Origin of the sequence: Bacillus sp. B19-2 (assembly GCF_022832475.1) — a bacterium.
Taxonomy (GTDB): Bacteria; Bacillota; Bacilli; order Bacillales; family Bacillaceae; genus Bacillus; species Bacillus paralicheniformis.
This window is the reverse complement of the sequence record NZ_JALHKQ010000004.1, coordinates 185,143-196,236: the sequence shown is the minus strand read 5'-3', so window position 1 is coordinate 196,236 and position 11,094 is coordinate 185,143. Positions and strand designations below refer to the sequence as shown.

The following is an 11,094-nucleotide window of genomic DNA, read 5'->3' as shown; positions in this document are numbered from 1 at the left end:
GTTATTGGGCGCTGTTTTTCCAGTTGGTCAAATTGTCGAACACCTCTTTTGTAATCCGGGTGCCCCTGTTGTACGAAGAGCCGCCGTATACGCCATTTGTGTGGACGGCAAGCGAGCATGGACCGCTGCAGTTCGTTCTTGAACTGCTTTGTTCGAATACTGGTGAACCGCTTTGTCCTCCGTACGTGTCCATTGCATACTGCAATTTATACGTTTCGGAGATGGTAATCGGTCCTGAATGCTGCCATTGTGTGCCTGTTGTTTTATCGCCTGGATAACCGCTGATGGTAACAGTTGTCCCGACAAGTGATGAAGTGGTGTACGAGTATCCGAAGTATCCGACAGTATTGCCGATCGGTTCGCTTAGTTCAATTGCACCGTAATCGTAGTTGGTGTTCCCGCTTCTCCATCCTGACGGAATAAAGTAGCGCGTTGATTTAACAGAGCCGTAAGGATAGCTTGTCCCGTTCCGTCCCGGCGAAACAGTAGCTGTCCCGGCAAATGAACCGCTTGATGTGTCATAGATGCAATGTCCGGCTGTTGCTACGGTTTTCGGACCGATCATCCATCCGGTGCACGAACCGATGCTGCTTGAAATATGAACGATCGCTCTGTACGGATATGCGGTTGTGTTGGTGACCCTTGTCCGATCATCAGGGCCAATCACCGATTTAATGCTGTAAGGAGCTTTTGCGGAGGACTCTTTTGCCGTTTTTTCCTTTGTTTCATTCACTTTGCCGGTGCCTGTAAATGCCTTTGAATACGAGCCGTATTGATCGCTTTTCATGTTTGGATCATAGGTAACCGATGTTTCCGCTTTGTATGAAGGATCGCTTGAAACAGGAGAATGAGGCGATGGTGCGGCTTGGGCCGGGTGGATACCTAGAGAATAAATAGAAATACCAATGAGACCTGTGATCAAACCTCGTTTAACACTCTTTTTACTGACCAAATTGTATCACTTCCTTATTTTGTTGTAAGTACAAGTTAGATATTAACAAAATAATTCTGAATTTTCCATATAATTAAAAAAGATCATACTAAAGGTGTGAATTAGCATTTTGTTTGATCATATTGATACCGGGTAATGGACATGAAGAAAAGAAATTGAGGGGGATTTAGGTTGTATAGTGATTTAAAAGGAAAAACAGCAATTGTGACCGGTTCTTCAAAAGGTATAGGCAAGGCGATTGCAGAACGATTTGGAAAAGAAAAAATGAATGTGGTTGTCAATTATCACAGCGATCGCGAAGGCGCACGGGAAGCCGTCGACTATATTCAAGCAGCGGGCGGAAACGCCCTTGCGGTAGAAGCTGACGTGTCTTCTGAAGAGGATATAAAAAAGCTGATTACATCAGCAGTTGAACACTTCGGTTCACTTGATGTTATGGTCAATAATTCAGGATTTAACGGTGCAGGCGCCTTCCCGCACGATCTTGAACTTGATGAATGGCAGAAAGTGATCGACGTTAATTTAACCGGTGCGTTTCTCGGCGCACGGGAAGCTTTAAGATATATGGCGGACCGCCGCATGGAAGGGAGCATACTCAATATATCAAGCGTTCATCAGCAAATTCCGAGGCCGAAAAATGTTCATTACTCCGCTTCAAAAGGCGGAATGAAGCTTTTGACAGAAACGCTTGCCCTTGATTATGCGGACAAAGGAATCCGCGTCAACTCGATCGCGCCGGGAACGATCGCGACCGAAAGCAATGAAGACTTGGAGGGAAGCCGCAAGTCGGCACAGTTGAAAAAGATACCGATGAACGAATTTGGCGAGCCTGAACAAGTGGCTTCCGCAGCGGCATGGCTTGTGTCGAAAGAAGCCGCCTATGTAACGGGCGCGACTTTGTTCGTTGACGGCGGCATGACACTGTACCCGTCACAGCTGGAATAGCAAGCGCGTTTTTCAGCTCCCGTTTTGTCCGAATGGCAGAATGGGGGCTTTTTCATTGTGTCACCTTTTATATCCTGTTTTTGTATATAATAGTTAAAAAACGAGTTTAATAGCTTTAATGCTATAACTTTCAATAAAAGGAGATTAAGATGCAAAACCATGTCGTTCACATTGCTTTCGGCGAGTCTGCCGGCGGCAGTATAAACATGATGCTCAAACAGTCGGGAGGAATCCAGGAAAAGAGTCTGATCGTTCTTCCTGAATTATTTTCCATCGGGCCGCTTCAAAACCTGGAAGTCAAAGAAGGCAGGGTCAATCGTTATGAATGGCTGAAAACATATCTCAAGGACCGATTTCACGAGCTTGGAGAGATATACAGCCGTTTTGAAGATGCGGTTTCTGCATTGAGTCGTATTCAGGAGCAAGCCTCTGTCTTTATGTGGACGGGCGATCATGTACATGAACAAACGGGCCTGAGATTTGTACATCATATCCTTCGGCAAATGAACCTGGCTGTTTACCATCTGAATACGTCGAAGTACTTTCCTCATACCCGAAGTTCTGGTGAGTTGAATGATGAAAACCTGAGATTCATTTATGAACAAGGGGATCAGGCGGCTCTGACAGCCGCTGAAAGACGGGGCCTTGCGGAGGAATGGACAGCGCTGTCTCAGCAGACAAGCGTGTTGCGAGTATGGGAAGACGGCAGAATCAAAAGCGTGAAAGAGGACTTTTATGATTCGTTCATCATCGGCAAGCTCGCACAGCTTCAAAAAAACCGTTCTACCAACATCTTTATCAACTGTCCCCGCCTGATCGGCGAAGTCATTGGCCATCTGGAAGAGAATATCGGAGATGAATTCATCGAGTACCGCATTTTAGAGCTGATCCGCAAAGGTATTTTTGAGATGGAAGGCGTACCAAAAGGAATGAGGTATTTTAGCGTCAGGTTAAAATCGCCATGTAAGTTCACCAGTTAAATCCAATTATCTCAATTTTCATGAAACGATTAACGGTATATTTCGTATACATAAGGAGATGAAAATGAAAGAGAGGTAGACAGGATTTGGTTCGTGACCAGTTAAAGCAAAAAGCGCAATCCATTAGTAAGGTTCCCACGCATTATCAGCTCATGATCGAAGATTACGGAGAAAAGGACGAAAAAGAGAGACGGGCTTTTTTCGCCTGGCAGGACGTTGAAGTGCCGGAGCGGGACATTTCGGTGGAGTTAGATCATCACGGCCGCTTAATCAATTTGACAAAAGAATATGAACCGGCGGTCGAGGAATCTCTTTCGGAGGAAAGGCTGCTGCAAATCGCCCTTCAGTTTACAGAACAGCATTACCCGAATGCGTCTTATGAATTTGTTTTCCATGAAAAGAAGGAAACAGAACAATTCGTCCGTTTTACGTATGTTCAGACTGTCCTTGATCTTCCGCTGCCGCAAACAGGCTTTTACGTCAAGGTCGCCAAGAACGGAGAGGTGATGGAGTTTCGCTATAACGGCGGAACAAGCTCTTTCTCCATTCCAAAGCAGATCGCTGATAAGGAATCGGTGACAGCCGATTATCTTAAACATATTCAATTCGAATTGGCGGTCGAAAAAGTCCGCAGTGAGCTTTATGAAGGGGGAGATGATCGCCCGCATCTCATTTACGAGGCAGACTTGCCGTTTTTCAGCTATCCCGCCGATATCACTGAAAAACGTCATATGAAGCCTGCGCAGGAAGACGAGGATGAGGAGGAAACATTGCCGCTCCCTGTGCTGCCTGAGGCTGACCGTCAGGCTGATATCGATGACATGATCGGCTTTGCTCCCTCGATGCGGAAAATCCGTGAAACCGATATGGGAGAGTCAATTGGAACGGTATGGCGCCTGGGAAACGATCCTGAGCCGAGAGACCGGAGTATAGCGGGCTACTTTGAAATAAGGAACCAAAATACGTTGAAAATCGTGAAAGACAAAAAGTCAGGGAAGCTCAAAGGGGTCGCTTCTTTCATCAAATCAGAAGGACATCTTTCCTTGAGCGAGGAAGACTGCTTGAGACGGGCGCTGCAATTTTTGTACAAGCTTTATCCCGGCGCTGATCAGCTTTTTCGAATGCATCCGGCGGAAAATGACGGGGGCAGGCAAAACGCTTTTTTTCAATTTGATCTTCAATACAAAGAGGTGCCGTTAAGGCTTGGCTCTGCCAATATCAGTATCAGCCGGACAACCGGCAGGGTCATCGGTTATCACGGTCCGGAGATCGAGCCGGAAGCGCTGGCCGATCTGAGTCCTTCGCCATCCATTTCAGAGGCAGAAGCGAAAGCCGTTTTTGCAGCGGCATTTGATGTGAAGCTGCAATGGGAAAGGGATTACAGTCGGGAAAAGGATGACTTCTACAGGCTTGTCTACCGGCCGGTCTACCCGTACTTTATCGATGCCCATGACGGAAAGGCGTTTATGAGCAAAAACATGTGATAAACGGCGGCTGGCTGAGGCGCAAAGGTCCCCGGCCGCCGCCGTCTCTTGTAAAATCAAATGTCGTCCTCTGTTCCAGTGGAAATCGGATGGTCGGGGTAGCTGATCCAATCGCTCCAGCTGCCGGCATACAGCTTCACATTTTCAAATCCGGCTTCTTTCAGGCCGAGCACATTTGGGCAGGCTGATACGCCCGATCCGCAATAGACGACAATTTCACTGTCCGGGTCTAAAACAGCATAGTGCTGTCTGAGTTGTTCTTTGCTTTTCCATAATCCGCTTTCGGTCAGATTGCCTTTCCAAAAAAAGTTTTTGGCCCCGGGAATATGGCCGGCCCGGTGATCGAGAGGCTCGGTTTCCCCGGTGTATCTGGAAGGATCGCGCGCATCGATCAGGATGGAGTCTTTTCTGCCGATTCGCTTCAGCACCTCTCCGGCGTCAAGGAGTTCGTTTTCTCTGAGCGCCGGCTTAAACTCGCGCTGGATAGGACGGGGAACCTCGGCGGTCATCGCATAGCCCGCTTTGATCCAGTTAGACAGCCCCCCATCCATAATATAGACGCTGTCATGCCCGAGATAGTGAAGCTGCCACCAAAAGCGCGCTGCAAACATACCGCCGCGGTCATCATAGACAATGACATCTGTTTTCCGGTCAATGCCGATTTTCCCAAGCTTTGCGGCCAGAAGGTCAGGGCCTTGAAGCGGATGTCTGCCGCCGTGCACTTCCGCATTGCGCGACAGATCCTCTTTTAAATCAATGTAAACGGCTCCCGGCACATGGCCTTTCGTATACGCTTTCCGGCCTTCGTCCGGTTTTGTCAAATGAAACCTCACATCGACAATAACCGTTTGGTCCGGATTTTCCATTAGTCGTTTGTGTACCCATTCAGGGCTTTTCAATACTGACAATTCGCGATCCCTCCGCTCCCCTTTGTTTTTTCTCGGGTTCTGATAATAGAAGAATAGCTTTCTTTCATGGGGAATGTCAAAGATAAATTCCGAAATCGTCATCACCTAAATGAAACAGAATATGATAAAGGTGACGACATCATGGGGGTGACTAAAATGGCAGTAGTTCAGGCTTCTTCTAAAGATATCAATCTTTTGGCCAGACTTTTGAGAGCGGAGGCTGAAGGCGAAGGCGTGCAAGGAATGCTGATGGTTGGAAATGTCGGAATCAACCGCATCAGGGCAAACTGTTCCGACTTTGTGGGACTTCGCACCATTCCGCAGATGATCCATCAGCCGCATGCATTTGAAGCCGTGACGCACGGTTATTTCTATCAAAGGGCGCGGGAAAGCGAAAGGCGCTTGGCGCGCAGGGCGATCAACGGAGAGCGGCTTTGGCCGGCAAAGTTCAGTTTGTGGTATTTCAGACCGGCGGGGGCGTGTCCCGCACAGTGGTATAATCAGCCGCATGTCGGCCGCTTTAAAGCGCATTGTTTTTATGAGCCGACAGCGGAAGAGTGTGAGAATGTCTATAATACGTTTTAATAAAAACATCCCTTTTCAACGGATTGTGAAAAGGGATGTTTTTTTGATCAAAATAACTCTGCCAGTCGTTTGTAAGACTGCTTTTTATCTTCAAACCGGTAAACGTTAGTCAAAACCATAAACTCATCTGTTTGATACCGTTCAGAGAGCTCGAGCAGTTTTCTTTTGACTGTTCGAGGAGACCCGATCACCATACGGCTGCGGTTGTGGGCAAGCTTTTTTTTATCGGCAGCTGTGTAAGCGGCAGATTTCGCCTCCTCAATGCTTGGGACAAGACTGTCCAGTCCTTTTTCAACCCTGAGAAGCCATAAATCCTGGCTCAAGCAAAGCTCCTCAGCTTTTTCATCGGATTCCGCACAAACGACGAAAACGGCTGCCAAAGATTGGGGGCGTTTAAAGAAAGGAGAAGGCCGAAAGCTTTCACGGTATGATTGAAAGGCGTTCTTCCCTCTTGCGGAATTGATGAAATGCCCGAATACATATCCCGCTCCCATGTCACCGGCCAATTTTGCGCTGTTTTCTCCAAGCCCTAAAAGCCACACCTCCGGTGGCGAATCCGTCAAAGGGGCTGCTTTGATTCCGAAATAATCATGTCCGGAAGGGACGGAATCAGTCAGAAAGGCCAACAAGTCTTGAAGCTGTCTCGGGAATTCGTGCAGACTTTTATGAACCCCGTCTGTCAGCGCCAGCCTCGTTTTCGCTGTGCCTCCCGGAGAGCGGCCGATCCCCAGGTCAATCCTCCCGGGATAAAGGGCTTCAAGCTGCCGAAAGCTTTCAGCCACTTTAAAGGGACTGTATTGAGGCAGCAGAACGCCGCCCGAACCGACGCGAATGTTTGCAGTTTTTGCCGCAATGTGTGCGATCATGATTTCGGGAGCAGTGCTGGCAAGTCCGCGTGTGCTGTGATGCTCGGCAAACCAATACCTTTTGTACCCCCATTGATCCGCGAGCTCCGCCAGCTCTGCAGAATGCTTCAAAGCTGAATATGCATCTGAGCCTTTTGATATTGGAACCTGGTCAAGAACACTGAGCTGCATCATTTGTCACCGGCCTTTCTTTTCAGTAAGACAAGCATATGAAAAACAGCAGAGAGGGTCAAATCGAAGAGAATGCGAGAGTTAAAACAAGATGAGTCAAAACATGACACTGCTGAAACAAAAACGAAATATAAATGTAATATAAATTGGCGCCTATTGTCGAAAATAGATGGTATAATAACGTCTGTACATCAGTAACGGATATATAAATCATAGGTCATAAGATTCATTTTTTAATAATGTTCAATTGAATTTACATAATGAAAAAACAAGAATACATAAAGGAAAGAGGAGTAGAAAGTGAAAAAAAAGGTTTATACTTTTGGTTTAGCGTCGATTCTCGGAACAGCTAGTCTATTTACCCCCTTTATGAACAACACGGCATCGGCAGAAACCTCTCACCAAAAACAAGAAATTCAGCAAAAGCGTTCTGAAGTGAATTCAGGCATCGAGGGCAAACGGAAAGAAATCGCCAAGCTGCAAGACGAGCAGAAAAAGCTTGAAGCCAAAATCCAAGAGCTTGATAAAAAAGCGCTTGAAACAAGCAACAAAATCGAAGACAAAGAAAAAGAAAACAAAAAAACGAAAAAAGAAGTGGAAGCTCTGAAAAAAGAAATCAAAGAAACCGAAAAGCGGATTGAAGAGCGTTCAAAAGTGATTAAAAATCGCGTGCGCAGCCTGCAGGAAAACGGCGGATCCCAAAACTATCTGAATGTCCTTCTGGGCGCACAAAGCTTCGGAGATTTTATCACTCGTGCAACTGCTGTTTCAACAATTGTTGATGCGGACAAAGACCTGCTTGACGAGCAGGAGAAAGATAAAAACAAGCTTGAAAAAGCAATGTCTGATTTAAATACAAAACTGGACGAAATCCAGAAAACACTAGCTGATTTAAAAACGCTTAAATCGGATCTTGATAAACAGCTGAAAGAACAGGCGAACCTTTCTAAGCAGCTGCAAACGAAGCAGGCGGCAGCAGAATCAGAGCTGAGCGATTTGAAAAAAGAAGCGGGCTCACTGACAAAAGAAGAAGCCGCTCTTGAACAAAAACTTAAAGAAGAAAGAGCTGCAGCAGCTGCAGCAGCAAAAGCGAAAGAAGAATCTGCTACGGCTGAAAAGTCTGATTCAGGATCTTCATCAACCTCAGGTTCAGTCAGCAAATCCAACGGATCGTCCAACAGCGGTTCTTCAAGCAGCAAGAAAAGCAGCAGCCCGTCAAGAAACTACTCTTCCGGTTCTGTTGTAAGCAGCAATGGAAATGCGATTGAAGTTGCCATCAGCACAGGTTCAAGCATCGTCGGCAGATCTCCGTACCATTGGGGAGGCGGACGCACACAAGCTGATATCGACAACCGTCGTTTCGACTGCTCATCATTCGTGCGCTGGGCTTACGCATCAGCGGGCGTAGAGCTTGGATTCGGTGCGACAACAAGCACGCTTGTCGGCAAAGGACGAGCTGTAAGCGCGTCTGAAATGAAGCGCGGAGACTTGGTCTTCTTTGACACATACAAAACGAACGGCCACGTGGGTATCTATCTTGGAAATGGAACATTCTTGAACGATAACAGCTCACGCGGGGTATCCGTCGATTCTATGAGCAACCCGTACTGGAGAGCGCATTTCAGCGGAGTTGTCAGACGGGTCGTTGAATAAAATATTATACAGAAATAAACGCCGTTCCTTACCGGAGCGGCGTTTTTATATTACAGCGGCAAGTCGCGCTTTTTAAAAATGAGAATGCTGAGTGCGAAGGCGGCAAAACCGACGGCGGCGAGAACAAGAGACACTTGAGCGATATCAGCGCTTCCGTTCACAATATCGCTCGGCCTGAATAAAGAGAAAACCGACAGGCTCCTCAGCCATTCCGTCTTTTCGCTTAGTTTGCCGAGCAAGTCGAAGCTGAAGAATAAAAACGTGATGCCTCCGGAAAGTCCGAGGGCTCTTTTTTCGTCATTTGAAATGGCCGAAAAGAGGAACGAAATGCCGCCGACGGCAAAGAAGAGCAGAAAACCGAGCATGTTCAGCATGAGAAACCTTGGCACATTAAAATCGTAATCACCGCCCAGCATCAAATGGTAGCCCGCCAGCCCGGCCGCTGTCGTCACGGCCATAATGATTAAAAGACCCGTCGTTAAAACGGCTGCTTGGGTAAAAGCCACTTTGCCGCGCGTTGTCGGCGCCGACAGAATATAGGCCATTGACCCTTGATCCACGAGCTTTGCCAAAAGCTTAGTCGACAGCATGACAGAGAAGATCGACAAAATCACGATAAAGATTAAACCGTAATACTCTCCAGACATAAAATCTTCAAGATTCCCCAGTCCGTTTTCAAACCCAAAAGCATTGAGAAAGCCTTCCGGCATCGATTTGATCATTTTCTCAACATCCTCCGCATTGCCCGCGATGCTTGGATAAATGCCCAGTATCAAAAGGATATAAAAAGCGGAGCCTGCCCCGTAGCTTATGATTCCTTTCATGTTTGTTCTCATCATTTGTTTGTACAGGGAGAAGTTCATTTCACTGTCCCCTTTCTGTCATAGTAGTTCATGAAAATCTCTTCCAGGCTTTGTGAAGAAGCATCAATGTGCCGAATGTGATATTTGGCGGTTTCTTTAATAAATTGATCATGGTTCCCTAAAACGGCCACTTTGACACGATTGTCCGTCCGGGATTCGATTTGCAGACCTGAATTCATGAAGGCGGGAATATCGCCCGTGTTTTCAAATGTAACTTCAAATACCTTTCGCTGCAGCGACTGCAGTTCATGAATATCTTTGACGGCAATGATGATGCCGTCTTTTATAATGGCGGCTCTGTCACAGGTTCGTTCGATTTCAGGAAAGCTGTGGGAAGACATTAAAAACGTCGTTCCTTTCGCTTTTTCTTCGAGCACGATTTCAATAAACACTTTTTGCATCAGCGGATCGAGGCCTGATGTCGGTTCATCAAGAATGATGACTTCGGGGCTGTGCATAAAGGCGGCGACAATCCCGACCTTCTGCTTCATTCCTTTCGACATTTTTCTGATCGGCGTATGAACATCGAATTGGAGCCGTTCGATGAGTTCATTGCGCTTAGCTGTATCTTTTAAACTGTGCATGCCTGCCATGAAATCGAGAAATTGTTTTCCCGTCATGCCTTCGATAAATGCAATCTCTCCGGGAAGATAGCCGATATGCCGCTGAATGTCGCCTTGATGATTCCGGACATTCATTCCGTTTACTTTGATATCGCCTTGATCAGGATTCATAAACCCCATGATATGTCGAATGGTTGTCGATTTTCCGGCTCCGTTCGGCCCTAAAAACCCAAAAACTTCACCTTTTTGAACATGAAATGAAACATCAAATATACCTTTGCCGTTGGAAAACTTTTTCGTAAGCCGTTCAACTGTCAGCATGTGACACCTCCGGAAATGAAAATTATGAAATATAAGTGATTTAAAATTACATAATTAATTTTACGTTCTTATGAACTTTTTTGTCAACGGAAATTAATGAAATATTGTTATGTTATAATTTCATTAAGAAAGATACGTAAGGATGGTTATATGAACGGATTTGAAAAAAGGGCTTTGCTGATTAAAGAGAAGATCAAAAAGACGGCTTTGGATATGCTCAAAACATGGGAGCCAAAGCGCATCCGGATAACCGATATCGCAAAAGAGGCAAATGTTTCGCAGGTGACGATCTATAATTACTTTGGAAGCAAAGAAGCGCTCCTGAAAGAGGTTTTCAAAGACTATATCGATCAGTCCATCAGCGATTTTGAAGAATATATGAACAAAGATATTTCCGTTAAAGAAAAGATTGAATTGATGATTTTGCAGAAAAGGGAAGCCAATAATCAAAAATTTGCTTTAACGGTCGTCAAAGAGGTGATGATCGAAGACAGTGAAATCATGGATTATGTAAAGCGGCAATACGATGAAAAAATCATTCCCCTTATGCTCCAAATGATTGAAGAAGGTCATCGGACAGGCGAAATCTCTCCCAAGATCACCGCGGAAAGCTTTCTCATCTTTATGAATATGATCATTGAACATTCAAAAACTCTGGGTGAAGCCTTTGAAAAAAACAGACAGTTTACAGAGGAAATGATGCATATTTTCTTTTACGGCTTGTGCGGCAGACCGTAGATGTGCTTTTAGAATAAAATTGTCATCTCTGTCATTTCTGTGAACCGCTGAAACAATTTCCTTGC

General features: G+C 46.0%; 11 protein-coding genes. 6 read left to right on the top strand and 5 right to left on the bottom strand.

Features of this window, described 5'->3' with window-relative positions:
- Position 1 precedes the first annotated feature (1 nt).
- A complete protein-coding gene (locus tag MST20_RS16940) occupies positions 2-952 on the bottom strand; it encodes a trypsin-like serine peptidase (RefSeq protein ID WP_243943668.1) in 951 nt (316 codons plus the stop codon).
- A 171-nt stretch (positions 953-1,123) separates the two neighbouring features.
- On the opposite strand from MST20_RS16940, the gene MST20_RS16935 reads away from it, so the two are divergent.
- From MST20_RS16935 to MST20_RS16925, 3 genes are all read left to right on the top strand, one after another.
- A complete protein-coding gene (locus MST20_RS16935) occupies positions 1,124-1,897 on the top strand; it encodes a glucose 1-dehydrogenase (protein WP_243943667.1) in 774 nt (257 codons plus the stop codon).
- A 149-nt stretch (positions 1,898-2,046) separates the two neighbouring features.
- Complete coding sequence (locus tag MST20_RS16930) at positions 2,047-2,877, top strand: DUF1835 domain-containing protein (protein ID WP_243943666.1); 831 nt, start codon at positions 2,047-2,049, stop codon at positions 2,875-2,877.
- Positions 2,878-2,963: 86 nt separating this feature from the next.
- Positions 2,964-4,361, top strand: coding sequence for a YcdB/YcdC domain-containing protein (locus MST20_RS16925; protein ID WP_243943664.1), 1,398 nt, complete (start codon positions 2,964-2,966; stop codon positions 4,359-4,361).
- 56 nt (positions 4,362-4,417) lie between these two features.
- Here MST20_RS16925 and MST20_RS16920 read toward each other — a convergent pair whose 3' ends face one another.
- Positions 4,418-5,371, bottom strand: a complete 954-nt coding sequence (locus MST20_RS16920; RefSeq protein WP_243943885.1) for a sulfurtransferase — start codon at positions 5,369-5,371, stop codon at positions 4,418-4,420.
- Positions 5,372-5,425: 54 nt separating this feature from the next.
- Here MST20_RS16920 and MST20_RS16915 point away from each other — a divergent pair, with 54 nt between their 5' ends.
- On the top strand, positions 5,426-5,854 hold the full coding sequence (locus tag MST20_RS16915) for a cell wall hydrolase (protein ID WP_041817143.1): 429 nt from the start codon (positions 5,426-5,428) through the stop codon (positions 5,852-5,854).
- 47 nt (positions 5,855-5,901) lie between these two features.
- On the opposite strand, the gene MST20_RS16910 is transcribed toward MST20_RS16915, so the two are convergent.
- A complete protein-coding gene (locus MST20_RS16910) occupies positions 5,902-6,894 on the bottom strand; it encodes an LLM class flavin-dependent oxidoreductase (RefSeq protein WP_243943662.1) in 993 nt (330 codons plus the stop codon).
- 297 nt (positions 6,895-7,191) lie between these two features.
- On the opposite strand from MST20_RS16910, the gene MST20_RS16905 reads away from it, so the two are divergent.
- Positions 7,192-8,544: a C40 family peptidase gene (locus tag MST20_RS16905; protein ID WP_243943660.1), complete on the top strand. Its 1,353-nt coding sequence runs from the start codon at positions 7,192-7,194 to the stop codon at positions 8,542-8,544.
- Positions 8,545-8,594: 50 nt separating this feature from the next.
- On the opposite strand, the gene MST20_RS16900 is transcribed toward MST20_RS16905, so the two are convergent.
- Positions 8,595-9,407, bottom strand: a complete 813-nt coding sequence (locus tag MST20_RS16900) for an ABC transporter permease subunit (RefSeq protein ID WP_347880872.1) — start codon at positions 9,405-9,407, stop codon at positions 8,595-8,597.
- A complete protein-coding gene (locus MST20_RS16895) occupies positions 9,404-10,291 on the bottom strand; it encodes an ABC transporter ATP-binding protein (RefSeq protein WP_243943656.1) in 888 nt (295 codons plus the stop codon). Before MST20_RS16895 ends, MST20_RS16900 begins: the two co-directional genes overlap by 4 nt.
- A 150-nt stretch (positions 10,292-10,441) precedes the next feature.
- Here MST20_RS16895 and MST20_RS16890 point away from each other — a divergent pair, with 150 nt between their 5' ends.
- Positions 10,442-11,029 carry a TetR/AcrR family transcriptional regulator gene (locus MST20_RS16890; protein ID WP_075753767.1) on the top strand — a complete coding sequence of 196 codons (588 nt, stop codon included), beginning with the start codon at positions 10,442-10,444 and terminating at the stop codon, positions 11,027-11,029.
- Positions 11,030-11,094 lie beyond the last annotated feature (65 nt).